Here is a 25,310-nt window from a genome sequence, read left to right on the forward strand (position 1 = left end):
CGGATTGTTCGTGGATCGGCTGCGGATTCTTCGCGGACCGGTCTCAGATCAGCGTGAGTTGCGTCGGCTCGGTCACCGGCGGATCGACCTGCTCCGCCGGCTCGGGGATCCGGCGCGGCATCCCCGCGCGCGCGGGACCGATGCCGTACTCCTGCGCCAGGTCGTGCACCTGACGGGTGATCCGGCGCTGGTACCACTTCGGTGCGTACGCCCCCTCCGCGTACAGCCGCTCGTAACGGCGCACCAGATGCGGGTGGTGCTGCCCGAGCCAGGCCATGAACCACTCACGGGCACCGGGCCGCAGATGCAGCACCAGGGGAGTCACCGAGCTCGCCCCCGAGGCCGCTATCGCCCTTACGGTGGCGCGCAGTTGGGCCGGGTGGTCGCTCAGGAAGGGGATCACCGGGGCCATCAGGACCCCGACGTCGATGCCGTGCTCGGTCAGTGTCCGTACGGCGTCCAGGCGCCGCTCCGGGGAGGGCGTGCCGGGCTCCACCGTGCGCCACAGCGCCGGGTCGGTGAAGCCGACGGAGACCGAGATGCCGACGTCGGTGACCTCGGAGGCCTGCACCAGGAGGTCCAGGTCGCGCAGGATCAGCGTGCCCTTCGTCAGGATCGAGAAGGGGTTCGCGTGGTCGCGCAGGGCGCCGAGGATGCCCGGCATCAGGCGATAGCGGCCCTCCGCGCGCTGGTAGCAGTCGACGTTCGTGCCCATCGCGATGTGCTCGCCGAGCCAGCGCCGGGATCCGAGCTGGTGGCGCAGCAGGTCCGGCGCGTTCACCTTGACCACGATCTGCGAGTCGAAGCCGAGGCCGGTGTCGAGGTCCAGATAGCTGTGCGACTTGCGGGCGAAGCAGTACACGCACGCGTGCGAGCAGCCCCGGTACGGGTTGACCGTCCACTCGAAGGGCATCCGGGACGCCCCCGGCACCCGGTTGATGATCGAGCGGGCCCGCACCTCGTGGAAGGTGATCCCGCGGAACTCGGGTGTGTCGAAGGTACGGCTGACCACGGCGTCCGCGCCGAACAGCGCGGCGTCGGCCGCCCGGCTGTGGCCGCCGGAATCGACGGTGAGGTTCTCCCAGCGCATGACGCCTCCTAAGTAGGCCTGCCCTCCGAGTGAAACACTTGTTCGAATTACTGTGCAAGTGTCATTCCCGAGCCGTTCCCGATCGCTTCCGGCGTCTTGAGGCACCCCGATTTGGGTGGCCGTGGGCGGGGGTGGTTGGCTTGCCCCGACCCCGACAACCCATGTCCTGACTCATGTCCTGGAGGAAACCGATGGCGCAGGTCGAGGCGACTACCGAGCGGGTCGTCGCAGCCGATGCGGAGGCCGTCTTCGACGCCCTCGCCGACTACAGCGGCACGCGCGCGAAGGTGCTGCCCGAGCAGTTCAGCGAGTACGAGGTCCGCGAGGGCGGTGACGGCGAGGGCACCCTCGTCCACTGGAAGCTCCAGGCCACCAGCAAGCGCGTCCGCGACTGCCTCCTGGAGGTCACCGAGCCGACCGACGGCGAACTGGTCGAGAAGGACCGCAACTCCACCATGGTCACCACCTGGCGGGTCACCCCGGCCGGCGAGGGCAAGTCCCGCGTCGTCGTGACCAGCACGTGGAACGGTGCCGGCGGCATCGGCGGCTTCTTCGAGCGCACCTTCGCTCCCAAGGGCCTCGGTCGGATCTACGACCTGGTCCTCGACAGGCTCGCCACCGAGGTCGAGAAGTAGGTCACGGGGGGCGCGAGCGGAGTCGGCCCCAAAGGCCAACTCCCCAGGGCGTGTTGACGCCCCCGCGCGCCCCTCACCGGTTCGAGTGGATCTCCGTTCGAGCCGGGCGTACGCCGTAACTCGTCGCGCTTGCACGCAGTTGTCGCCTAAAGCGGGAATTGTGCGGCAGGCGCGACGAGGGGAGCGGTACGTGGGCGGGACGACTCTGGTGCAGGACGAACAGGCCCCGGCACCCCCAAAGACACCGCTCCCCGCACCCGTCGAGAAGGCCGAACTGAGCCCGCGCCGCGTGCGGTTGGTGTTCCTCGGCCTGATGCTCGCGCTGCTGCTCGCGGCCCTCGACCAGATGATCGTCGCCACCGCGCTCCCGAAGATCGTCGGCGAACTGCACGGCCTGGACAAGATGTCCTGGGCGATCACCGCCTACCTCCTGACCTCCACGGTGGGCCTGCCGGTCTACGGCAAACTCGGCGACCTCCTCGGCCGCAAGAGCGTGTTCCAGTTCGCGATCGGCGTCTTCGTCATCGGCTCCGCGCTCTCGGGCCGCGCCCAGTCCATGGACCAACTCATCGCGTTCCGCGCGGTGCAGGGCATCGGCGCCGGCGGACTCATGATCGGCGTGCAGGCGATCATCGCGGACATCGTGCCGCCCCGGGAGCGCGGCCGGTTCATGGGCCTGATCGGCGCCACCTTCGGACTCGCCTCCGTGGCAGGCCCGTTGCTCGGCGGCTACTTCACGGACCACCTCTCCTGGCGCTGGTGCTTCTACATCAACGTGCCGTTCGGCGTGGTGACGTTCGCCGTCGTGACCGTCGTACTGAAACTGCCGAAGCCGACCGCGAAGGCGCGCTTCGACATCGTTGGCGCGCTGCTGCTCGCCGCCGCGTCAACGTGCCTGGTTCTGCTGACCAGTTGGGGCGGGACCGAGTACGCCTGGGGCTCGCACGTCATCCTCGGGCTCGGTGCGGGGGCCGTGGCGGCCGCGGTGCTCTTCCTCGTCGCCGAGCGCTTCGCGCCCGAACCCCTCATCCCGCTGCGGCTGTTCAAGGACGCGGTCTTCAACGTCACTGCTCTCGTGGGCCTGGTGATCGGCGTCGCGCTGTTCGGGGCGGCCAGTTATCTGCCGACCTTCCTTCAGATGGTCGACGGGGCGAGTGCCACCGAGTCGGGGCTGCTGATGCTGCCGATGATGGGCGGCATCGTCGGAGCCTCGATCATCTCCGGCCAACTCATCAGCCACACCGGCCGGTACAAGATCTACCCGCTCCTCGGCAGCGCGCTCGCCACCCTCGGCATGTGGCTGCTGTCCCGGCTCGAGGTCGACACCTCCCGGCTGCAGTACAGCCTTTGGATGGCCGTCCTCGGCGCCGGCATCGGCATGGTGATGCCCGTCCTCGTCCTCGCCGTGCAGAACTCCGTACGGCCCACCGATCTGGGCACCGCGACCAGCGCCAACAACTACTTCCGGCAGATCGGCGGCAGCGTCGGCGCCGCCGTCTTCGGCACCCTCTTCGCCGACCGGCTCACCGACGCCCTGCGCGACCGCATCCCCGCGCGCGCGGGTGCCGGTCTGCCCGACCCGGAGTCCATCACCCCGCAGCTCGTCCACACGCTGCCCCCGGCCCTGCGCAACGGCTACATCCAGGCGTACGCCGACGCCATGCCGCGGATCTTCCTCTACCTGGTGCCGGTGCTCGCCCTCGGCCTGCTCATCGCCTTCTTCCTCAAGGAGAAACCACTGGTGTCCCACAACGCCCCCGCCGAGACGCCCGAGGTCGCGCCCCTCAACTCCCCGATCCCGCAGGCGCGTTCGCCGTACGCGGCCGGATTCCCGGTCTGCGGCACGGTGCAGCACCCCGACGGGACCGTCGTGCCCCGGGCCGCGCTCACCCTTATCGACGTCTCCGGACAGCAGATCGGGCGCGGTGCCAGCGGCGCGGACGGGCGGTACGCGCTGTCGACGCCCGGATCCGGGTCGTACGTCCTGATCGCGGCGGCCGGCGGACACCAGCCGCAGGCGGTGTCCGTGACCGTCGGCGAGCGGCCCGTCGAGCTGGACGTCGTCCTCGGCGGCGCCGGACGCCTCGCCGGGAGTGTGCTGACCGCGGACGGCACCCCGGTGCGGGAGGCCGCCGTGACGCTCACCAACGTGCACGGCGAGGTCGTCGCCAGTACACGCAGCGGGCGTGAAGGCACCTATGTCATCAGCGAGTTGGTGGCCGGCGAGTACACCCTCGCCGCCAGCGCGCCCGCGTTCCGCCCGGCCGCGCTCCCCGTCAGCGTCCAGGCCTCCCGTGAGACCCGCCAGGACGTCGAACTCGCCGGCGGCGCCGTGCTGCGCGGCACGGTCAGGGCGAGCGGCGGGCGGCCTGTCGAGGACGCGCGCGTGACGCTCCTCGACGCGGCGGGCAATGTCGTGGACACCCTCACCACCGGCCCCGACGGAACGTTCCGGTTCGTCGACCTGTCCTCCGGCGAGTACACGGTGATCGCCGCCGGGTACCCGCCCGTGGCCACCGTGCTCCAAGTGGCGGGCGGGGGACGCACCGAGCGCGATCTCCAGCTCGGCCACGAGGACTGAGCCCGGCGCCGGGGGCGCGCGCCGGGGCGACGGGTCGGCACCAATTCCTGGAATGCCACACATCGCCACCGGCCGCCCCCGTAGCGTGGTCGGTGGCGGCACAGATCTTGCGGAGCCGTGGGGAGAGAGGGCCTGGGCCATGGACCGTGGCACCGAGCGGGAGGCGTCTCCCGGCCGCGGGGCCGGGGACGACACGGCGCTGGAACACACCGCCGCGGGACGCATCCCGCTGGCCGTGATACTGATCGACCGCGAGGGCCTCGTCTCCCACTGGAGCCGCGGCGCCCGACGCCTCTTCGGCGCCACCAAGGAAGAGGCCATCGGCCAGACCGCGGTCGACCTGCTCCCCGTCTCCGGCGCCCTGCCCGACGACGAAGAGCCCAGCCCCTACGGCACGTTCGACGACTACGACGGACTCGGCCCCGACCTTGAGTCCTCCCTCGACGGGCGTCTGTCCTATCCGGCAGCGGGCCGCGCCCGCCTCACCGTCCCCGAGCGAAGCGAGATGGGGGTCCCCCGGGCCGAAGGCTGGGGGAGTGACCGCGTGGACGTCCTGTGGTGGGCGTACCCCCTGGTCGGCCCCGGACGGGAGCGGCTGCTCGTGCTCGCCGCCGACGCGGGCGGCCTGCGCCAGGACCTCCCCGAAGGGGACCGCGCCTTCGAGCGCATAGCCCCCGGCTTCGCGCATCACACCGACTTCCCCGGCGCCGACGAACTCGCCCGCAGGCTCCCCGAGATCCTGCCCAGCATGAGTGTCGACGAGAGCGCCCGCATCGTCGCGCAGGTCCTCGAACTCGGCTATCCCGTCCTGGAGTTCAGCCAGAACGAACGGGTGCCGGTGACCCCCGACTGGGGCGTCGCCCGCCGCGCCGAGCGCAAGGCCCGCCGCGAGCGCGCCGCCCTCGCCGTCGCCGAGGGACTTCCGCTGCCGCAGGAGGTCGCGGACGAGGGCGAGGACCTCGAATACGTCGCCGTACGCGAGCGGTTGGAGTTCCTGAACGAGGTCAGCGGATGCATCGGCACCTCGCTCGACCTCGCGCAGACCATCGTCGAGGTCAGCAAGGCCGTCGTCCCCAAGTTCACGGATGTCGCCGGGACCTACCTCCGCGAACAGGTCGTCGCCGGCGAGGGGTTCCCGGACGGCGTGCCCGACACCACCACCATGTGGCACCGGGTCGCCCTGGAACACACCGACGAACCCGGCCGCTGGGACGACGTCGTACCGGTCGGCGAGGCCATGCCGTTCCCGGCGCACACCCCGTTCTTCCAGTGCATGACCACCGGCGAACCCGTCCTCGTGCCGCGCATCAGCGAACAGATGGGGCACATGATCGCCTCGCAGTTCGAGAAGCGCGACATCCGGCCGCTCATCACCGGCCGCTCCATGCTCGTCGTCCCGCTCAAGGCGCGCAACGTCGTCCTCGGCTTCATGATCCTGCTGCGTCACCCGGAGCGCGTCGAGTTCAACGACATGGACCGCGTCACCGGCGCCGAACTCGCCGCCCGGGCAGGCCTGGTGCTCGATAACGCGCGCATGTACACCTACCAGGAGTCCGTCGCCGAGACCCTCCAGGACAGCATGCTGCCGCACATCCCGGCACGCATGGCGGGCTGCGACATCGCCACCCGCTATCTGCCCGGAACGCTGCTCGGGCGGGTCGGCGGCGACTGGTTCGACTCGGTGAAACTGCCCGGCGCCCGCACCGCGCTCGTCGTCGGCGACGTCATGGGCCACGGCCTCAACTCGGCCGCGATGATGGGCCAGTTGCGCACCGCCGTGCAGACCATGGCCGCCATGGACCTCCCGCCCGCCCAACTCCTGCGCAACCTCGACGACTTGGCGCAGCGCCTCGGCGACTCGTACCTCGCGACCTGCCTGTACGTCGTCTACGACCCGATCGCGAGCGAACTCCACATCGCCAACGCGGGCCACATCCCGCCGGTGATCGTGCGCGCCGTGGACGGCCGCAGCGAGCTGCTCGACCTGCCCACGGGTGCGCCCATCGGCGTCGGCGGGGTGCCCTTCGAGGCGGTACGCGTGCGGGTGGCGCCCGGCGACCGGCTCGTGATGTGCACCGACGGGCTCGTCGAGGTGCGCGGCGAGGACATCGGCGTAGGACTCGCGACGCTGAGCGAGTCGGCCGCGCATCCGGCCGCGTCCATGGACGATGCCTGCGACACCATCATCCGCACCCTCAACACCCGCGGCGGCCGCAAGGACGACGTGGCCCTGCTGATGGCCCGCCTCAACGGCATCGAGCCGGAGGACGTCGCCGAATGGCGGCTCACCGTCGACCCGGTCGAGGCGGGGCGGGCCCGCGCGATGGTCCGCGAACAGCTCCACGAGTGGGGCCTGGCCCAACTCGCCGACAACGCCGCCCTGTTGGCCGGAGAGCTGGTCACCAACGCCGTACGGCACTCCCAGGGGCGCCGGATCGCCCTGCGTCTGGTGCGCGGCGACACCCTGCTGTGCGAGGTGGACGACGACGACCCCACCCTGCCGTCCCTCCTCGGCGCGGGCCCCGACGACGAGTTCGGGCGCGGACTGCACCTGGTCGGCGTCCTCGCCCGCGAGTGGGGCGCCAGCCGTACGACCACGGGCAAGACCGTCTGGTTCGAACTCACCCTGCCCCGCCGCTGAATCGCAGGTGACCGAGGGGGCGCACGAGGCGCACATCGGGGTACGCGGATCGAATGAGCCGTGAAGGAATGCGCCGTGTGCTTGTGAGCGGCACCGGGAGCGCGATAGACCGTACTGGCCCGTCACTTATGGCGGAACGGCCTCGTATCCTGGGGAGTTGGGCATGAGCGTGACCAGTCGGTACCGGGAGGCCTGGGAAGGTTTCTGGCGCGAGGCGCCCGACGGACAGGGAGCAGTCTTCTGGGACGCGGCGGCGGCCCAGACGGTGGGACTCCATCTCGCCCTGTTCGAACCGAAGTTGCGCGACCCCGGCCTCCAGATGATCGACCTCGGCTGCGGCAACGGTACGCAGACCCGCTTCCTCGCCGACCGGTTCAGCCATGTCGTCGGCGCCGACCTGTCCGCCGCGGCCCTCGACCACGCCCGGCAGGCCGACCCGGCCGGGCAGGCGACGTACCGGCTGCTGGACGCCGCCGACAAGACCGAGGTCGAGACCCTGCACGCGGAACTCGGCGACGCCAACGTCTACATGAGGGGCGTCCTGCACCAGGCCGAGCCCGACGACCGGCAGCCGATGGTGGACGGGATCGCCGCGCTCGTCGGGGAGCGCGGCCACGTCTTCCTCGTCGAACTCGCCGAGGCCGCCCGCCCGATCATCGGCGAGCTGGCCCAGGACCCGGCCGGGCCGCCCGCGAAACTCGCCCCGGTCCTCCGCCACGGCATCGCGCCCGGCGAGGTGTCCGACGACGAGGTGCCGGAACTCCTCCGCGCGGCCGGCCTCACCGTCATCGCGAGTGGCGAACTCCCCTTGATCACCACGGAGTTCACGGCCGACGGCGCCCGCATCGAACTGCCGTCGAAGTGGCACATCGCGGGCCGTACGGCCTGAGGCGACCGGGGGAGGCGGGGCGGCTCACCGCCTCCCCCGGTCCGTCCTAGCCGAACTGGTGCTTCAGGAACGAGCCGGACCACGCCATCAGGTCCGCGGGCACGTAGTAGCCCTTCTCGTCGTTGATCGCGTCCCAGTTCTTCGCCACGTCCTCGACCGACGCGTCGCCCCCCTCGTGCGCGTACCCCTCCGTCGAGGCCAGGAAGACCCGCGCGAACCGCCCCGCACCGGCCGTGTAGATCTCCCCGCTCACCGGGCAGTCCTCGTGCGCGAGATAGGCCACCATCGGCGCGACGGCCGCAGACGGCATGTACGGCATGCCCTCCGCGGTCTCCGCGGGCTCCTCCTCGGGGCCGCCGCCCATCCGGGTCATCGCGGCCGGTGCGATCAGGTTGACCTTGATGTTGTGCGGCTCACCGGCCAGTTTCGCGCTGCGGGCCATACCGACCGTGCCCGCCTTCGCGGCGGCGTAGGACAGGTTGTTGTCCATGCCGAACATGCCGCTGGAGGTGGTGAGGACGACCCGGCCGTAGCCCTGCTCGACGAAGTGCGGCCAGGCGGCGCGCATCGTGTTGAAGGAGCCGAGCAGGTGGACGGCCAAGTGCCGTTCCAGGTTGTCGAGTTCGATCTCCGGCAGGCCCGCGTAGCGGATGATCCCGGCGTTGTTGACGAGGACGTCGATCCGGCCGAAGCTCTCGATCGCGGTCGCGATGATGGCCTCGCCGCCCGCCTGCGTGGACACGTCGTGGGTGTCCGCCACGGCCTCTCCACCGGCGGCGACGATCTGGTCGACGACCTTCTGCGCGGGTCCGGCGTCCGAGCCCTCGCCCTCCATCGACCCGCCCAGGTCGTTGACGACGACCTTCGCCCCGCGTTCCGCCAGCAGACGGGCGTAGGCGCGGCCGAGGCCGCGGCCCGCGCCGGTGACGACGGCTACGCGTCCTTCGAAGCCGAACTCGCTCATGGGTGACTCCAGTTGTGTGCGGGTGACAGCGTGGGTGCTACCAGGCGACCGGCAGCTCGTGCAGGCCGTAGGCGAGCGCGTCGTCGCGGCGGAACCTCAACTCGTCGAAGCCGACGGCCAGTCGGAGGGTCGGGACGCGGCGGTACAACGTGCCGTAGACGACCTGGAGTTCGATGCGGGCGAGCTGCTGGCCCAGGCACTGGTGGATGCCCCAGGCGAAGGCGTGGTGGTGCCGTGCCTCGCGGGAGATGTCGAACCTCTCCGGCTCGGGGAAGGCCGCCGGGTCCCAGTTGCCCGCGGGCAGCGCGACGACGATGCCCTCGCCGGCCCGGATGGTGACGCCCTCGATCTCGATGTCCTCGGCGGCGATCCGCCGCTGCCCGAGCGCCGGGATCGTCAGATAACGCAGGATCTCCTCGACCGCGTTCGCGACGACCTTGGGGTCGTCCGTGCCGCGCAGCAGGGCGAGTTGCTCGGGGTTCTGGAGGAGCAGGGCGGTGCCCAGGGTGATCATGCTGGCGCTGGTCTCGTGGCCGGCGATCAGCAGGATCATGCAGAGCATGACGGCCTCGGGGAGGGTGACCTCGCCCGCCTTGATCCGCCCGGCGAAGTCCGAGATGACGTCGTCGCTCGGCTCCTCCATCCGCTTCTGGAGCAGCCCGGCCAGATAGCCGCCGAGCGCCTGGTTCGCCGCCCGGTCCTGCTCGGCGGTCTTGTCGCTCCGGGTCGCCAGCGAGGCGTGCTCCTGGAAGAACTCGTGGTCCTCGTACGGCACTCCGAGCAGCGCGCAGATCATCAGCGAGGGCAGCGGCAGCGACAGCGCGGCGTTCAGGTCCGCCGGGTTCGGGCCCGCGAGCATCCTGTCGATCAGCTCGTCGGTGAACCGCTGGATCTCCGGCCGCAGTTTCTCCATCCGGTTGCGCGTGAACGGAGCCGTCATCATGCGGCGGATCCGCGTGTGGTCGGCGCCGTCGGCGTTGAAGATGGTCAGCGGGTGATGGGGAGCGTTCTCCGCCATCGCCTCGTTCGGGTACGGGAACCCGGGCTGCTTGTCGTCGGAGCTGACCCGCGGGTCGGACAGGATCACGCGCTGTGCGGCGTGCCCGGTCACCAGCCACGGGGTGCTGCCGTCCCAGATCCGGCCCCGGGACACGGGCGCCGTCTCGTTCAGGGCGCGCAGTCCGGCGGGCGGGGCGAACGGGCAGGTGCGGTCGCGCGCGCCCGGGTAGTCGAAGAGTTCCGCGTCAGGGGCGGCGAGTTCCGTCTCGGCCTCGGACATGGTCGTTCCTCCAGGTGAGGGTGGGGGGAAGGGCGATGAGGGGAGGGGCGGTCATTCCTCGATGCGGATCGCCAGCGCGGGGCACACCGCCGCGGCGTTCCGTACGTCGTCGGCCAGTTCGGCCGGCGGGTTCTCGTTCAGCAGGACGACGATGCCGTCCTCGTCGCGCTGGTCGAACACGTCCATGGCGGCGGCGACGCACTGCCCGGCGGCGACGCATTTGTCCTCGTCGACGACAACCTTCATGGCAACTCTCCTGATCGTTCCGGGTCGTTCAGTGGGCGGGAGCGGGGGAGGGGACCGCGTCGACGATCTCCTGACGGCGCTGTCTGGCCTGCTTGGGCATGTTCCAGCCGAGGATCCCGGTGACCCGGCCGCCGCTGCGGTAGCGCGCGACGAACCGGCGGGCCGCCAACTCCCCGTCCACGACGTCCACTTCGGCGTCGGCCGGCAGGAACCCGTGCACCTGGAGCTTGGCGTCGAACTGATCGGTCCAGAAGTACGGCACCGGCTCGTACGCCCGGTCGTCGCCAAGGATCGCCCCGGCGACCGCCATGGCCTGCTCGGTGGCGTTGGTGCGGTTCTCCAGCCGGATCAGCCGGCCGAGCTGTTCATGGTGCCAGCGGGCCACGTCACCGACGGCGTAGATCCCCGGCGCTGCCTGGCAACGGGAGTCGCACACCACGCCGTTGTCGAGTTCGAGCCCGCTGTCGGCCAGCCACTCGGTCGCCGGGGTCGCCCCGATCGCGACCACGACCACATCGGCGGGCAGTACCTCGCCGGTGCTCAACTCGACGCCGGTGACCCGGCCTTGGGCGCCGGTCAGGCCCACGACGCCGTTGCCCAGCCGGAGTTGCACCCCCCGCTCGGTGTGCAGCTCCGCGAGCAGCCCCGACACCAGCGGGCCCACCTGGAGGGCCAGCGGTCCCGTCAGCGGGCCCGCGAGGGTGACCTCCAGGCCCAACGTCCGTGCGGTGGCGGCGATTTCGGAGCCGAGCACCCCTTCGCCGACGACCACCAGACGTGACCCGGCGAGCAGATCCGTGCGCAGGGCGAGCGCGTCGTCGAGGGTGCGCAGCACATGCACACCGGTCAACTCGCCCTGTCCGGGCAGGACTCGGGGCCGTACGCCGGTGGCGATCACGATCGCGTCGGCGCTCAGTTCGCGCCCGGACTCGGTGTGTACGGTCCGGGTCGCGGTGTCCAGGGCGACCGCTGGATCGCCGTACACGAACTCGGTGTCGAGGCCGGACAGCATCTCCTCGGTGCGCAGTGCGGCCCGGCCCGGTTCCCAGGCGCCGGAGAGGATCTGCTTGGAGAGCGGCGGACGGTCGTACGGGGCGTGCGGCTCGGCGCCGAGCACCGTGATCCGGCCCGGGTAGCCCTTGCGCCTCAGGGCCTCCACCGTGGTCAGCCCGGACGCGGAGGCGCCCACCACCAGCACGTGGGCCACGGCCCCGGTGTCGTCCTCGATGCTCATGTTCTGCTCCGTTGCAGCGTTGGTGCGATGGTCTGGGCGGCGCTCACGCCAGGTAGCGCCCGCCGTTGACGCTGAGGGTCTGGCCGGTGACGTAGGCGGCTTCCTCGGAGGCGAGGTACGCCACCGCGTAGGCGATGTCCTCCGGCTCGCCGGCCCGCTTCATCGGCATGGTGGCGGCGGCCGCCTCCACGTCGACCGGGCCCTCGCGGACCAGGGGGGTGTCGATGAAGCCGGGCGGCACGTGGTTCACGGTGATGCCCTTGCCGATGTACTCGACCGCGAGGGCCCGGGTGAGGGCGATCACGCCGCCCTTGGAGGACGCGTAGTGGGCCATGGCGGGCGCGCCGGTCTGCGCGGAGGACGAGGAGATGTTGACGATCCGGCCCCAGCCCGCCTCGACCATGTCGGGCACCAGTTCCCTGGTGACGAGGAACGGGCCCTTGAGGTTGATCCCGATCATGCGGTCCCAGGACGCCTCGGAGATGCTCGTGAACGGCTCGTAGGCCGTGATGCCCGCGTTGTTGACGAGGATCGTGACCGGGCCGAGCTCCTCGCGGGTGCGGGCGGCCGCCCGGGCCACGGCGCCGGCCTCGGCCGCGTCGCCGGGGACGGCGATCGCCGTACCGCCGGATTCCTGGATGGCCGCCGCGGTCTTCTCGGCGCCCTCGCTGTTCAGGTCCCACACCGCGACTGCGGCTCCCCTGGCCGCGAGCACCGTGGCGATCGCCTGGCCGATACCGCGGCCGCCGCCGGTGACGACGGCGACCTTCCCTTGAAGTGACATGTGCGCTCCCTTGCGCTCGTGCGCGGTGCCGGAGGGCCGGACACCGGTGGTTCGGCTATTCGCCCAGGGCCTCGCGGGCCGCGGTGCGGGCGGCGACGGCCCGGGGGAAGCCGGTGTACCCGGCGGAGTGGTAGAGGATCTCGGCCAGCTCGTCCCTGGTCACACCGTTGGTGAGGGCGACCCGGACATGGGTCTTCAGCTCGGTCTCGGCGCCGAGCGCGATCAGGATGCCGAGGGTGACCAGGCTGCGGTCGCGCGGGGCGAGACCCTCACGGCCCCACAGCGCGCCCCACACGGTGGACAGGCCGATCTCGACGAGATCCTCGCCGAGCTTGCCGTCCCGCATGTCGAGATCACCCTCCGCGGGGACCACCCCGGGCAGCGCGGCCCGCAGGGCTTTCAGTCCCGCGACGCGCAGATCGGGGGTTTGCTTGATGTCTTCGGCGCTCATGCCCGACTCCCGGTTCATGCACGACTCCCGGTTCATGCGATTGCATTCGTCCCAAGCGAAAGTTAGATCAAACGGTCGGTACAATCAATGCCTGAACGGATATGGCTGGTCCGAGCTCTCTCCGTCATCGCCATTGATCGGGCCCAGCCCCTCATCTACTCTCGGTCTGAATATTCGACCGACTGGTCGAACTATCAAACCAGGCTCATGTGGGAGCCGCAGCCCCAGTCACCATGGAGGGCAAATGAGCGAAACTTCGAAGCCGGCGGTCCAGGACAGGGTGGACGTGCTGGTCCTGGGCGCGGGTGTCACGGGCATCTACCAGCTGTACAAGGCCCGCGAGGCCGGGTTCTCCACCCGGCTCCTGGAAGCGGGCACCGGTGTCGGCGGCGTCTGGTACTGGAACCGCTACCCCGGGGCGCGCTTCGACTCGGAGAGCTACACCTACGGCTACCTGTTCTCGAAGGAGCTGTGGGAGGGGTGGGAGTGGTCGGAGCGGTTCGCGGGCCAGCCCGAGATCGAGCGCTACTTCAACCACGTCGTCGACAAGTTCGACCTGCGGCGCGACATCCGCACCGGCGTCAAGGTGACCTCGGCCGTCTTCGACGAGCCCTCCGGCACCTGGACCGTCCGGGGCAGCGACGGCACCGAGGTCCGGGCCCGCTACGTCGTCGCCGCGACCGGCAACCTCTCGGTGCCGTTCATCCCGAACATCCCGGGACGCGACGACTTCCGCGGCGCGCAGCACCACACCGCGCGCTGGCCGAAGACGCCCCTCGACTTCACCGGCAAGCGGGTGGCCCAGATCGGCACCGGCTCCAGCGGGGTGCAGATCATCTCCGCGATCGCCGACGACGTAGCACAGCTGACGGTGTATCAGAAGGACGCCGACTGGCTCACGCCGCTCAACAACGGGCCCATCACCCCTGAGGAACAGGTGGAGTTGAGGGCGAACTTCGAGTCCATCCGCGAGACGCTGAACACCTCGCCGAGCGGCTTCCTGCACCAGATCGTCATGCGCTCCGGCCTCGACGACAGCCCGGAGGACCGCCAGGCGTTCTACGAGGAGCGGTGGAACGGCCCCGGCTTCACCAAGCTGACCGAGCACTACATGGACATGCTGTCGAACGAGACCGTCAACGCGGAGTGGTGCGCGTTCATGGCCGACAAGATCCGCGGCATCGTCAAGGACCCTGCGACGGCCGACAAGTTGATCCCGAAGGCCCATGGCTACGGCGGCCGTCGGCCCCCCTTCGGCACCGGCTACTACGAGACGTACAACAAGCCGAACGTCTCCCTCGTCGACATCAACACCACGCCGATCACCCGCATCACCGAGGACGGCATCGAAACCGCCGACGGTGTCGAGGAGTTCGACATCATCATCTGGGCGACCGGCTACGACTTCGGCACCGGCGCCCTCAACAGGCTTGGTGTGCAAGGCCGTCAGGGCCTCCCGCTGAAGGAGTACTGGGCCGACGGCCCGCGCACCTACCTCGGTGTCGCCACGGCCGGCTTCCCCAACTTCTTCTTCCCCGGCGGCCCGCACGGCGCGACCGGCAACAACCCGCGCTACGCCGGCGACCAGGTGGAGATCATCACCGACGCCCTCGTCCACACCCGGGACAGCGGCTACGACGTCATCGAGGTGACCGAGGCCGCCGAGGAGGAGTGGACGGACAGCATGAACAACAGCACGATGTCCTCCTTCCTGGAGAGCAGCTACTTCTACGGCGGCAACATCCCCGGCAAGCCGGTGAAGCAGCTCCTCAACCCGACGGGCCGGTGGGCGCTCCTGGAGGCGATCAAGGCCGTGAAGGAGAACGAGTTCCCGACCTTCGTCCTCTCCAAGGCCGAGACCCCGGACGCCTGAACGCCCGGACGCCCGTGCCGCCCTGGACGTGGGCGGCACGGGCGTCCGGGTTCCCGCGCGCCGCTCCTACTCCGCGAAGGTCGTCACCCGCTGCCGGAAGCGCCAGACGCCGTCCTCGCGACGCAGCACGTCGTCGTAGCGCCCGACCATCTGGACGCTCCAGCCGGAGTCGCCGCGCGCGAAGAACGCCAGGTTGCTGGTGGCCGTCGCCTCGTCCTCGGTCGCGGAGGTGACGACGGTGTTGGCGATCAGGTGCAACTGCGGTGCCTGGGGCGCGAATCCGCCGAAGCCCTGGCGGATCGCCTCGCGGCCCTCGAACTTGGCCATGCCGACTATCTCGGCGACGCCGTCCGCCGTGTACAGCTCGGCGATGTCGTCGGCCCGTCCGGCGTCCAGGGCCTGGGCGTAGGCGGCGATGGCGGTCTGCACGGCCGCCGTGACGGACGCGTCGATCGTGGTGGTCATCTCACTCCAGGGTCGGGAAGGAAGGTCAAGAAGGTTGTGGGGGACGGCGGTTACGCCTGGTACGTGGTCTTCCTGCGCTGCAGCAGCCAGGTGCCGTCGTACCGGCGCAGCGTGTCGTCGTAGTGCCCGACCACGCCCACCGCCCAGCCCGCGTCGCCGCGCTGGAGGAAGACCACGTCGCTCAGGGCGCGGGCCTCGTCCTCGCCCGTGGACGTCACGACGGTGTTGGTGACCAGGTGGAGCTGCGGCCGGACCGGCTCCCAGCCCTTGAAGGCCGCGTGGATCGCGTCGCGCCCCTCGACCGGGTCCATGCCCGGGATCTCCAGGACGCCGTCGGGCGCGTACTGCGCGACGACCTCGTCGGTGCGGCCGGCGTCCTGGGCCTGGGTGTGCGCGCCGAGTACGGCCCGTACGCCCGCCACGACCCACGCCTGTGTGGATTCGCTCATTCTTCGCTCCAAGGTCAGGTGTTTCGACCACTCAGTCTATTGATGAGTCGAAGATAAAGGGAGGGGTGCGCTTCGGATTCGTTGACCGATCGGTACAATCACAAATAACATGCGGGCGGCTGGTCAACGGGGACTGTCGCCGAAGGAGGCGTGATCATGACGAAGCGTTGGAAGCAGCGTCCGCCGGGCTCTACGTGGGGCGATTGGGGCGAGGACGACGAGCTGGGCCGGATCAACCTGCTCACCCCCGAGAAGGTCCTCCAGGGGGTCCGCGAGGTCGAGCACGGGATCAGCTTCAGCCTGAGCCTGCCGCTCGACTATCCGGGCGGGAGCGAGCTGAACCAGCGGCGCTACCCTCCGATCCTGCGGCCCACCGAGGACCTCGAACACAAGCAGGACGTCTTCTACAACATCAGGGGGCGGGAGCACTTCTCGCCGCACCTCACGGATGTGTGGTCCGACGACGTGGTGACCCTCTGGCTGCAGTACTCGACGCAGTGGGACGCGCTGGCCCACCAGGGCCAGGAATTCGACGCCGACGGCGACGGTGTCGCCGAGGCCGTCTACTACAACGGGTTCCGTGCGGACACCGACATCGTCGGACCGCAGGAGGACGCCAAGGGCGACGGCAGCGGCACCCTCGGCTTCGCCCGCCACCTCGGCCTGGAGCACATGGCCGAGCACGGGGTCCAGGGCCGGGGCGTCCTGGTCGACCTGGCGCATCACCTGGGCAACGCCTGGCAGCCGGTCAACCTGAAGACCCTTCAGGAGATCATGGCGGCGGACAACATCGTCGTCGAACCCGGTGACATGCTCCTCCTGCACACCGGTTTCGACACCGCGGTGATGGCCTGGGGCAAGAACCCGGACCCCGTGGGCATCCACACCACGGCCTCCTACCTCGACGCGTTCGACCCGGCGCTCCTGGAGTGGATCGCCGAGTCGCAGATCTCCGCGCTGGTCTCGGACAACTACGCCGTCGAGGGCGTGGGCGTCGGCCCCGAGGACAACACCCCGCACTCGCTGCTCCCGATCCACAACCTCTGCCTCTTCAAACTGGGCGTCCCGCTCGGCGAGTTGTGGTACCTGGAGAAGCTGGCGGCCTGGCTGCGCGAGCACGACCGCAGCCGCTTCCTGCTCACGGCGCCCCCGCTCAACCTGCCGGGGACACAGGGAAGTCCGCTCACGCCGGTCGCGACCGTCTGACGGCTGATCCACGACGGAGGGGCCCCCGGAATCCCGGGGGCCCCTCCGTCGTACGTCCCGTTCAGACCGCGGCGATCCGCCGCAGCGTCTCCGCGATCGTGTCCCGCGACGGCAGCCACACCCGCTCCAGCGAGGGTGCGTACGGCGCCGGGACCGGCGGCGGGGCCACCCGGGTGACCGGGGCGTCCAGGTGCCAGAAGCCCTCGTCGACGGCCATGGCGGCGAGTTCGGCGCCGACGCCGAAGTCGCGTACCGCCTCGTGCGCGATGACCAGGCGGTTGGTCTTGGCGAGGGACGCGAGGACGGTCTCGCGGTCCAGCGGGGAGATCGTGCGCAGGTCGATCACCTCGACGCTGATGCCCTCCCCGGCGAGCAACTCGGCTGCGGCCAGGGCGTCTTGGACCATCCGCGACCAGGAGACCAGGGTGATGTCGGTGCCCTCGCGGACGACCTTCGCCTTGCCCAACGGGATCAGATGGTCGGCCGGGGGCTTGGGGCCCTTGAGGCCGTACTGGAGCCGGTTCTCCACGAAGACCACCGGGTTGGGGTCCTGGATCGCGGCGCGCAACAGGCCATACGTGTCAGCCGGGTTGGACGGCATCACGACCGTCAGGCCGGGGATGTGGGCGAGGATGGCCTCCAGGCTCTGCGAGTGCTGGCTGCCCGAGGAGCGGCCCGCGCCGAACTGGGTGCGGACGACCAGGGGCATCGAGGCCCGGCCGCCGGTCATGAAGCGTAGTTTGGCGGCCTGGTTGAGTAGCATGTCGAGGCAGACGCCGATGAAGTCCATGTACATGATCTCGACCACCGGCTTCATGCCGGCCATGGCCGCCCCCACCGCCGTACCGACGACGGCGCTCTCGCTGATCGGGGTGTCCCGCACCCGGCCCGGGAAGGCCTGGGCGAGTCCGCGGGTCAGCCCGAAGACGTTGCCGCCCGCGCCGACGTCGATCCCGGCGACGAACACGCTTGGATCCGTGGTGAGTTCGTGCTCAAGAGCCAGTCGTACGGCGTCCATGGAGCGGAAGATCTCGGCGTCGGCCGGGAGCGGCGCGGGCTCGGGGACGGGGAGGCGGGGGGCCGAGACGTAGTCGTGCAGGGTCTCCGGGGCGGGTTCCGGCAGGCTCCGCGCCCAGTCGATCGCCGCCTCGATCTCCTTGTCGATCTCCTCGTCCACGGCGTCGGCCGCCGCCGCGTCCAACTGCCGACGGGCCACCAGCAGCGGGTCGCGTTCCTTCGCGGCGGCGACCTCCTCGGCGGGGCGGTAGCGCTCGGGGTCACCCTCGTAGTGGCCATGCCAGCGGTACGTCTCCGCCTCCAGCAGCACCGGCCCGCCGCCCGCGCGCAGCCGCGCGACGATCCCGGTCATGGTCTGCGCCACGGCCAACACGTCGTTGCCGTCCACGTGTTGGTACTCGACGCCGTACCCGGCGGCGCGCGCGGAGAGCGGGGCGCGGTGCTGCTCGGCCTCGGGCGAGAACTCCGAGTAATGGTTGTTCTCGCAGAGGAAGACGACCGGCAGATCCCATACGGCGGCCAGGTTCACGGCCTCGTGGAACATGCCCTGGGCCACCGCCCCGTCCCCGAAGAACGCCACCACCACGTCACCGGCCGCCCGCAGTTTCGCGGCCGTCGCGACCCCGGCGGCGATCGGGAGGCCCGCGCCGACGATGCCGTTCGCGCCGTAGATCCCGAGACCGGGGTCCGCGATGTGCATCGAGCCGCCGCGGCCGTGGCAGGTGCCCGCCTCCTTGCCCATCAGCTCCGCCATCATCGACGCCGAGTCCAGGCCCTTGGCCAGGACGTGGCCGTGGCCGCGGTGGGTGGAGGTGATGCCGTCCCGCGGGCCCAGCGGCCAGCAGGCGCCCACGGCGCTCGCCTCCTGCCCGATCGACAGATGCAGGAAGCCCGGGATCTCCGTCGCCTTGTAGAGATCGGACGCCCGCTCCTCGAAGCGGCGGATGCGGCGCATCCGCCGGTACATCTCCAGGAGCCGGTCCGTCTGTGCGGCGCCGGTGCCGGTGTGATGCGATGCCTGAGTCATACGGTCCTCGCTTTAATGTACCGTTTGGTCTAGCAAACTAGAGCGACGTCCCCGGGACTGCTTCCCCCAGGCGTGCCACGATCCGGCGCCTGTGCGGCCCCGGGACAGCACGCACGTCGTCACGGCAAGGGGAGAGAAGAGATGCCACGACCGCCGGGTCATGGGCCGGGCTTCGAAGTCAGACGCCAGAAGATCATCGACACCGCCGCGTCCCTGTTCGCGCAGCAGGGCTACGCCGCGACCTCCATCAACGACCTGGGCCGCGCGGTCGGGCTCGCCAAGGGTGCCCTGTACTACTACATCGGCTCCAAGGAGAACCTGCTGATCGAGATCCAGTCGCGGGTGCTCGGCCCGCTGCTGGCCCGCGCCAAGGAGATCGCGGCCCTCGACGAGGTCCCGCTGCTGCGGTTGCGGCTGCTGTCCGAGTCGCTGCTGACGATCATCTTCCGCAGGCTCGACCACATCTGGGTCTACGAGCACGACTACCGCAGCCTCAGCGGCAAGGAACTGGAGATCGTGCTGCGGCAGCGCTCCGACTTCGAGCTGCTGATCACCGGCCTGCTCACGGAGGCCGTCGAGGAGGGGACCTTCCGCGCGGTCGAACCGCACCTGGCCACCCTCCAGTTCCTCAACCTGCACAACCACACCTACCAGTGGGTGCGGCCGGACGGCAGCTGGGACGCCGCGTTCCTGTCGGGCGAGTACTGCTCGACCCTGTTCCGCGGATTCGCCGCGTCCGTCGGCGACCTCCCGGACGTCGAGGCACTGGCCGCCGAGTTCAAGCGGGCCCGGCCCGAACTGCCCCTCGATCCCGAGGCGTTGTGGGAAGCGGTCGCCGTGGCGAGCTGACCGGACCCGCGGTGCGCCACCGCGCACCGCGGATCCCGCCCGCTCACGCGCCCTGGACCAGGGCCCTGGCGATGACATTGCGCTGGATCTCGTTGGTGCCCTCGCCGATCTCCAGGATCTTGGCGTCGGCGTAGAAACGGGAGATCTCCGACTCCCGCACGTACCCGTAGCCGCCGTGGATCTGCAGCGACTGGGAGGCCGCCCTGTTGGCGACCTCGGAGGCGTACAGCTTGGCCATGGCGGCCTCCGTGCTGTGCGGGCGCCCCTGGTCGGCGAGCCACGCGGCGCGGTAGACCATCCACCGGGCGGCCTGGTACTCCGTGCCGATGTCGGCGATCTTGTGCGCCACGGCCTGGAAGTCGGAGAGCGGACGCCCGAACTGGTGCCGTTCCTTGGCGTGTTTGACCGCGAGGCCCAGAGCGGCCTTGGCCAGCGAGAGCCCCAACGCCGCCACGCTGATCCGGCCGCCGTCGAGCACGGACAGGAACTGCCTGAGCCCGTTGCCCTCCTCGCCGATCAGATGGTCGTCGGAGACCCAGCAGTCGGTGAACACCAACTCCCTTGTGTCCATGGCGTGCCAGCCGAGCTTCTTCAGCTTGGCGCCGACCGTGTAACCGGGCGTCCCGGTCGGCACGTAGAAGGTCGCGTACCCCTTGCGTCCGTCCGCGCCCTTGCCCGTCGTGGCCAGCAGGGTGACGCCCTGGCTGATGTCGGTGCCCGCGTTGGTGATGAACATCTTGGTGCCGTTGATCACCCAACCCCCGTCCGCCCGGCGGGCGGTGGTCGCGATCCCGGCCGCGTCGGAGCCCGCGTCCGGCTCGGTCAGCCCGAACGCGCCGATCGCCTCGCCCTTGGCCAGCGGGGTCAGCCAGCGCCGCTTCTGCTCCTCGGTGCCGTACGCGAGCAACGGCAGCGTGCCGATCGTCGAGTGCGCGTTCCACGAGGAGGCCACCGACTGGTCGGCGGCGCCGAGTTCCTCCATCACCGCGACATAGGTGACCGTGTCCGAGCCCGCCCCGCCGTACTCCTCCGGCACCAGCATGCCCATCAGGCCGAGTTCGCCCAGCTTGGTGAAGACCTTGGTCGGGAAGATCTCGTTCTCGGACCACTCGGCCGCGTGGGGCGTGATCTCGTTGGCCGCGAACTCGCGGACCATGTCCTGGAGAGCGAGGGTCTCCTCGGGCAGGTCGAAGTCCATGTCACAGTCCCTTCGGGGTCAGCAGCACCTTCAGGTGCTTGGCCCGGTCGGCGGCCAGGTCCTCGAAGACACCGGCTCCTCCCGAGAGCGGAAAACGGCCGGTGATCAGGGCGGAGGCGTCCAGGCGTCCGGTGCTCATCAGATCGATCACGCGCGGGATGTCGAAGTTGTAGCCGAGCGTGCCGACCACCGACCGCTCGTAGAAGACGAGTTGGCCCATGTCGAACTCGACGCTGCCGTGTCCGACCCCGGCCAGCACGACCCGTCCGCCGCGCCGCACGATCGACACGGCCTGCCCGGCGAGCGCGGGTACGCCGGTCGCGTCGATGACGACGTCCGGGCCGATGCGGTTCGTTCGCACGAACACCTCACGCCGTACGTCCGTCTCGCGCGGGTCGAAGGCCTCGGTGACGCCGATGCCGAGCAGCATCTCGCGGCGGCCGGCGAGGGGTTCGCTCACGAACAGGCCTGCGGCGCCCGCGATTTGGGCGGCGAGGACCACGGCTACGCCGATCGGGCCGCCGCCGACGACGAGGACGTTGTCGCCTGGTTTGACCCCGGCCCGGGTCACCGCGTGCAGGCCGACCGCCAACGGCTCGGCCACGGCGGCGAGTTCGTCGCTGACGTTGTCCGGGATGCGGGTGAGGCCGGCCAGTGGGACGGTGACGCGTTCTGCGAAGGCGCCGGGGGAGGCGAGGCCGACCGAGCCGCTCTTGGGGCAGATGTGGTACTCGCCGCGCGTGCACCAGAAGCAGGTGCCGCAGCGCCAGACCGGGTCCGCGGTTACTCGGTCGCCGACCTTGACGCCGGGCAGGTCCGCTCCCAACGCGACCACTGTGCCGCTGAGTTCGTGGCCCAGGGCGAGGGGTGGCTTGGTGCCGGTGAGGGGGTGGGGGCCCTCTCGGATCATGTGGGGGCCTTCTAGGTACTCGTGCAGGTCCGTTCCGCAGACTCCGCACCACGTCACTTCTACGACGGCCTCGTGGGGCGCCGGGTCGGGGGGCTCGGCCACCTCTTCGAAACGGAGATCCTGTGCACCGTGCCAGACGAGTGCCTCCATGTTTTTCCGCCCCTTTCACGTTGATTTTTGGCTGCGGGCCCGGTGGGGGCTGGTCGCGCAGTTCCCCGCGCCCCTTAGGTGGGGGCGCTGAACCTTGCTTTGCCAGGACCGGAGTTGAGGAATGAGTTGAGGCCCGTCTCGGCGTCCTTGGTCGCGAACACGCCTGTGAACAGGGCGCGTTCGAGAGCCAGGCCGGTCGACATGCTGGCGTCCGTGCCGTGGTCCACTGCCTCTTTGATGGCTTCCAGGGCTGCGGGTGGGCCCTCGGAGAGTTGGTGGGCGTAGGTCAGGGCGGCCTGCAGGGCGGTGCCGGTGGGGACGACCTCGTCGACCAGGCCCAGTCGTAGGGCTTCCTCCGCCTTTACTCTGCGGCCTGTCATCAGGAGGTTCTTCGCGCGGGACGGGCCGATCAGGCGGGTCAGGCGTTGGGTGCCGCCCGAGCCCGGCATGATCCCCAACTGGACTTCCGGCTGGGCGAAGACCGCGTCCTGTGCCGCCACGCGGTAGTCGGCGGCCAGGGCGAGTTCCATGCCGCCGCCCAGGGCGTAGCCGGTGACCGCCGCGATCACCGGCATGGGCAGGCGGGCGACCTCGTCGAAGGTGCGCTGCAGCGCGCGGTTCCAGCCGCGGATCTCCTCCGGGCCCATCGCGGCCAGGGCCTTGATGTCGGCGCCGGCGGCGAAGAGCCGTTCGCCGCCGTGGAGCACCACGGCCCGTACGGCGGGGGAGTCGGCCAGCCCGCGTACGCAGGTGGCCAGCTCCTCTCTCTGGAGGGAGTCGAAGGCGTTCATCGGCGGGTTGTCGAGGCGGACCGTGACGACCGGTCCGTCGGTGTCGAGCCGGATGCGTGGCACGAAGAACCCTCCTCGTCGGCGAAGCGACTTTGCGTGTGCGCGGACGGTTGTCGTCGCGGACGCTCCGTCGTACAGTGCGGCTCCCAGGTTTTATAGACCAAGGGGTACACTAAATCTTGGGAGCGGGCAACCGACCGGTCGGGACATTTCCGGCCGCCGAGCGAGAGAGTCGCCGTGCACAATTTCGCGAGCATCCTCGACCACCACCTGGCCCAGCGGCCCGACGCCGTGGCCGTCACGCAGGAAGGACGCAGTCTGACGGTCCGTCATCTGCATGAACGGGTGCACCAGTTGGCCGCCGGGCTGGCCGAACTGGGCGTCGGGCGCGGCGATGTCGTAGGTCTGCTGCTCTACAACCAGCCGGAGTTCCTGGAGCTGGTTTATGCGACCAATCTGCTGGGCGCGGTCTTCCTGCCGCTCAACTACCGCCTCTCGGAAGAGGAATGGCAGTACATCCTGGGGCACGCCCAGGCCAAGGTGATCGTCACCGAGCCCGAGTTCGTGCGGGCGGTGGAGCGCAGTGCCGGGTGTCTCACCGATCTGGAACACCGCGTGCTGATCGGCGGCGACCTGCCCCAGGAGCCTTGGATCGGCTACGAGGACCTGCTGGCCCGGCACAAGGGCGAGCGGGTCGAGCCCGTGGACGTCGGGCTCGACGATCTCCAGCGGCTCATGTACACCTCCGGCACCACCTCACGCCCCAAGGGCGTCCGCATCACCTACGGAAACCTCCAGGCGAAGAACCTCGCCCACATCGTCCACTTCGGTCTGACGGCGGCGGACACCACGCTGGTCTGCGGGCCGCTCTACCACGTGGGCGGTCTGGACATGCCGGCCCTCGGGGTCCTGTACGCGGGCGGCGGTGTCGTACTCCAGCGCAGGTTCGACCCGCAGGCCGTGCTGGAGGAGATCGAGAAGCACCGAGTCACCAATGTGTGGCTGGCGCCCGCCATGGTCAACGCGGTCCTGGAGGTCCCCGGCCGCGAGGAGTACGACACCAGCTCGGTGCGGTTCATCCTCGGCGGCGGCGAGAAGACCCCCGAACCGGTGCTCCGGCGCATCATGACCGCGTTCCCCAACGCCTGGTTCGCCGACGCCTACGGCCTGACCGAGACCGTCTCCGGCGACACCTTCCTCGACCGCGAGCACGCGCTGTCCAAGCTGGGCTCGGTCGGGCGTCCCGTGCCGCACACGCGCGTGCGGATCGTCGACGACACGGGGGCCGAGGTTCCGGCCGGTGAGCTCGGCGAGATCACCCTGCGCGGGCCCAAGGTCTTCGCCGGGTACTGGCGCGACGAGAAGGCCACGGCGGCGGCGATCCGGGACGGCTGGTTCCACACCGGGGACATCGGGCACGTCGACGAGGACGGCTTCCTCTTCATCGACGACCGCAAGAAGGACATGATCGTCTCCGGCGGCGAGAACATCGCCACGCCCGAGGTGGAGCGGGTGCTGTACGAGCACCCCGCCGTCCTGGAGGCTGCCGTGGTGGGGATCGACCATCCCCGCTGGGGTGAAGTCCCGCGCGCCTTCGTGGTGTTCAGGCCCGGCGAGAGCGCGGGCCCGGAGGAACTACGGGAGTTCTGCCGGGCGCGCCTGGCCAAGTTCAAGGTGCCGGCCCGCTTCGACATCGTCGACGAGCTGCCCCGTACCCCGTCCGGCAAGGTCCTCAAGCGGACCCTGCGCGATCTCCCCGCGAAGGGCTGAGCCATGACGGACGTGAACGACGGGAGCGACGTGAACGACGTGAATGCCCAACTCCGGCTCGACGGACGGACGGTGTGGGTGACGGGCGCCGGGAAGGGGCTGGGGCGGGCGATCGCCGTCGCCCTGTCCCAGGCGGGTGCCACCGTGGCCGCAACGGCCCGTACTGCGGCGGACCTTGAGAGCCTGGAGGCCGAACTCGCCGCCCACGGCGGCAAAGTGCTCGTCCTGCCCGGCTCGGTCGCCGACTCCACCGCCGTACGGACCATCGTCGGGCGCATCACCGACGGCACCGGCCGCCTCGACGCGGTCGTCAACTGCGCCGGTACGAGCCCCCACTTCACCCGCAGCGAGCGCGTCACCGACGAGGACTGGCAACAGGTCCTCGACGTCAACCTCCAAGGCACCTTCTACTGTTGCCGCGAGGCGGGCAAGGTGATGCTGGAGCAGCGGTACGGCTCGATCGTCAACGTCTCCTCGGTGCACGCCCGCACCGGCTTCGAGCGGATCGCCGCCTACGCCGCCAGCAAGGGCGGGGTCGAGGCCCTCACCAAGTCCCTCGCGGTGGAATGGGCCGACCGCGGGGTCCGCGTCAACGCCCTCGCGCCCGGCTACTTCCACACCGACCTCAGCTCCGGCCTGCTGGCCAGCCGCTGGGGCGAACGCATCGTCGACAGCACGCCGTTGGGCCGCGTCGGCGACGTCTCCGAACTCGGCGGCGCCGCCGTCTTCCTCGCCTCCGACGCGTCCCGCTTCGTCACCGGGACGACCCTCACGGTGGACGGCGGCTGGACCGCGCGGTAGCTGTATTGAT

The 25,310-nt window shown here is 70.2% G+C and carries 22 protein-coding genes; 9 read left to right on the forward strand and 13 right to left on the reverse strand.

Annotated elements, in window-relative coordinates; genetic code table 11:
- Positions 1-43: 43 nt before the first annotated feature.
- Positions 44-1,090, reverse strand: coding sequence for an Rv2578c family radical SAM protein (locus ACIBK4_RS27850; protein ID WP_398998702.1), 1,047 nt, complete (start codon positions 1,088-1,090; stop codon positions 44-46).
- Between the two features lie 191 nt (positions 1,091-1,281).
- Between ACIBK4_RS27850 and ACIBK4_RS27855 the strand changes: the two genes are divergently transcribed.
- The 4 genes from ACIBK4_RS27855 (at position 1,282) to ACIBK4_RS27870 (ending at position 7,836) form a co-directional block, all read left to right on the forward strand.
- Complete coding sequence (locus tag ACIBK4_RS27855; RefSeq protein WP_398998704.1) at positions 1,282-1,725, forward strand: SRPBCC family protein; 444 nt, start codon at positions 1,282-1,284, stop codon at positions 1,723-1,725.
- Between the two features lie 190 nt (positions 1,726-1,915).
- On the forward strand, positions 1,916-4,306 hold the full coding sequence (locus tag ACIBK4_RS27860; protein ID WP_398998706.1) for an MFS transporter: 2,391 nt from the start codon (positions 1,916-1,918) through the stop codon (positions 4,304-4,306).
- Between the two features lie 139 nt (positions 4,307-4,445).
- Entirely contained in the window at positions 4,446-6,947 is a 2,502-nt protein-coding gene (locus ACIBK4_RS27865; protein WP_398998708.1) for a SpoIIE family protein phosphatase, read from the forward strand.
- Between the two features lie 163 nt (positions 6,948-7,110).
- A complete protein-coding gene (locus tag ACIBK4_RS27870; RefSeq protein ID WP_398998710.1) occupies positions 7,111-7,836 on the forward strand; it encodes a class I SAM-dependent methyltransferase in 726 nt (241 codons plus the stop codon).
- Positions 7,837-7,882: 46 nt separating this feature from the next.
- Here the strand turns inward: ACIBK4_RS27870 and ACIBK4_RS27875 are convergent, their stop codons facing one another.
- Genes ACIBK4_RS27875 through ACIBK4_RS27900 form a run of 6 tightly spaced genes read right to left on the reverse strand, consistent with a single transcriptional unit; the run spans position 7,883 to position 12,794 of the window.
- Positions 7,883-8,800: an SDR family NAD(P)-dependent oxidoreductase gene (locus ACIBK4_RS27875; RefSeq protein WP_398998712.1), complete on the reverse strand. Its 918-nt coding sequence runs from the start codon at positions 8,798-8,800 to the stop codon at positions 7,883-7,885.
- 37 nt (positions 8,801-8,837) lie between these two features.
- Complete coding sequence (locus ACIBK4_RS27880; protein ID WP_398998714.1) at positions 8,838-10,079, reverse strand: cytochrome P450; 1,242 nt, start codon at positions 10,077-10,079, stop codon at positions 8,838-8,840.
- A gap of 51 nt (positions 10,080-10,130) precedes the next feature.
- Complete coding sequence (locus tag ACIBK4_RS27885) at positions 10,131-10,325, reverse strand: ferredoxin (RefSeq protein WP_033279370.1); 195 nt, start codon at positions 10,323-10,325, stop codon at positions 10,131-10,133.
- Positions 10,326-10,353: 28 nt separating this feature from the next.
- Positions 10,354-11,559, reverse strand: coding sequence for an NAD(P)/FAD-dependent oxidoreductase (locus ACIBK4_RS27890; RefSeq protein WP_398998717.1), 1,206 nt, complete (start codon positions 11,557-11,559; stop codon positions 10,354-10,356).
- A gap of 43 nt (positions 11,560-11,602) precedes the next feature.
- Positions 11,603-12,343, reverse strand: coding sequence for an SDR family NAD(P)-dependent oxidoreductase (locus tag ACIBK4_RS27895; protein WP_398998719.1), 741 nt, complete (start codon positions 12,341-12,343; stop codon positions 11,603-11,605).
- 55 nt (positions 12,344-12,398) lie between these two features.
- Entirely contained in the window at positions 12,399-12,794 is a 396-nt protein-coding gene (locus tag ACIBK4_RS27900; RefSeq protein ID WP_398998722.1) for a carboxymuconolactone decarboxylase family protein, read from the reverse strand.
- Positions 12,795-13,038: 244 nt separating this feature from the next.
- Here ACIBK4_RS27900 and ACIBK4_RS27905 point away from each other — a divergent pair, with 244 nt between their 5' ends.
- Entirely contained in the window at positions 13,039-14,667 is a 1,629-nt protein-coding gene (locus ACIBK4_RS27905) for a flavin-containing monooxygenase (protein ID WP_398998724.1), read from the forward strand.
- Positions 14,668-14,733: 66 nt separating this feature from the next.
- On the opposite strand, the gene ACIBK4_RS27910 is transcribed toward ACIBK4_RS27905, so the two are convergent.
- Both ACIBK4_RS27910 and ACIBK4_RS27915 read right to left on the reverse strand, forming a co-directional pair.
- Positions 14,734-15,132, reverse strand: coding sequence for a nuclear transport factor 2 family protein (locus ACIBK4_RS27910; protein WP_390161063.1), 399 nt, complete (start codon positions 15,130-15,132; stop codon positions 14,734-14,736).
- 50 nt (positions 15,133-15,182) lie between these two features.
- Positions 15,183-15,581 (reverse strand): nuclear transport factor 2 family protein, encoded by a 399-nt coding sequence (locus tag ACIBK4_RS27915; RefSeq protein ID WP_398998726.1) that lies wholly within the window; start codon positions 15,579-15,581, stop codon positions 15,183-15,185.
- Positions 15,582-15,737: 156 nt separating this feature from the next.
- On the opposite strand from ACIBK4_RS27915, the gene ACIBK4_RS27920 reads away from it, so the two are divergent.
- Complete coding sequence (locus ACIBK4_RS27920; RefSeq protein ID WP_318019772.1) at positions 15,738-16,787, forward strand: cyclase family protein; 1,050 nt, start codon at positions 15,738-15,740, stop codon at positions 16,785-16,787.
- A gap of 61 nt (positions 16,788-16,848) precedes the next feature.
- Here the strand turns inward: ACIBK4_RS27920 and ACIBK4_RS27925 are convergent, their stop codons facing one another.
- On the reverse strand, positions 16,849-18,831 hold the full coding sequence (locus tag ACIBK4_RS27925) for a pyruvate dehydrogenase complex E1 component subunit beta (protein WP_398998728.1): 1,983 nt from the start codon (positions 18,829-18,831) through the stop codon (positions 16,849-16,851).
- A 141-nt stretch (positions 18,832-18,972) separates the two neighbouring features.
- Here ACIBK4_RS27925 and ACIBK4_RS27930 point away from each other — a divergent pair, with 141 nt between their 5' ends.
- Positions 18,973-19,680: a TetR/AcrR family transcriptional regulator gene (locus ACIBK4_RS27930; RefSeq protein WP_033279363.1), complete on the forward strand. Its 708-nt coding sequence runs from the start codon at positions 18,973-18,975 to the stop codon at positions 19,678-19,680.
- A 43-nt stretch (positions 19,681-19,723) separates the two neighbouring features.
- On the opposite strand, the gene ACIBK4_RS27935 is transcribed toward ACIBK4_RS27930, so the two are convergent.
- The 3 genes from ACIBK4_RS27935 to ACIBK4_RS27945 all read right to left on the reverse strand — a co-directional run bounded on the left by ACIBK4_RS27935 (position 19,724) and on the right by ACIBK4_RS27945 (position 22,792).
- Positions 19,724-20,878 carry an acyl-CoA dehydrogenase family protein gene (locus ACIBK4_RS27935; protein WP_398998732.1) on the reverse strand — a complete coding sequence of 385 codons (1,155 nt, stop codon included), beginning with the start codon at positions 20,876-20,878 and terminating at the stop codon, positions 19,724-19,726.
- A gap of 1 nt (position 20,879) precedes the next feature.
- Positions 20,880-21,938, reverse strand: a complete 1,059-nt coding sequence (locus ACIBK4_RS27940; protein WP_398998735.1) for a 2,3-butanediol dehydrogenase — start codon at positions 21,936-21,938, stop codon at positions 20,880-20,882.
- Between the two features lie 74 nt (positions 21,939-22,012).
- A complete protein-coding gene (locus ACIBK4_RS27945) occupies positions 22,013-22,792 on the reverse strand; it encodes an enoyl-CoA hydratase/isomerase family protein (RefSeq protein ID WP_398998736.1) in 780 nt (259 codons plus the stop codon).
- A gap of 174 nt (positions 22,793-22,966) precedes the next feature.
- On the opposite strand from ACIBK4_RS27945, the gene ACIBK4_RS27950 reads away from it, so the two are divergent.
- Both ACIBK4_RS27950 and ACIBK4_RS27955 read left to right on the forward strand, forming a co-directional pair.
- Positions 22,967-24,499, forward strand: coding sequence for a long-chain fatty acid--CoA ligase (locus ACIBK4_RS27950; RefSeq protein ID WP_398998738.1), 1,533 nt, complete (start codon positions 22,967-22,969; stop codon positions 24,497-24,499).
- A gap of 3 nt (positions 24,500-24,502) precedes the next feature.
- Positions 24,503-25,300: an SDR family NAD(P)-dependent oxidoreductase gene (locus ACIBK4_RS27955; RefSeq protein WP_398998740.1), complete on the forward strand. Its 798-nt coding sequence runs from the start codon at positions 24,503-24,505 to the stop codon at positions 25,298-25,300.
- Positions 25,301-25,310 lie beyond the last annotated feature (10 nt).

It is taken from the genome of Streptomyces sp. NPDC050528 (assembly GCF_044457795.1).
GTDB lineage: Bacteria > Actinomycetota > Actinomycetes > Streptomycetales > Streptomycetaceae > Streptomyces.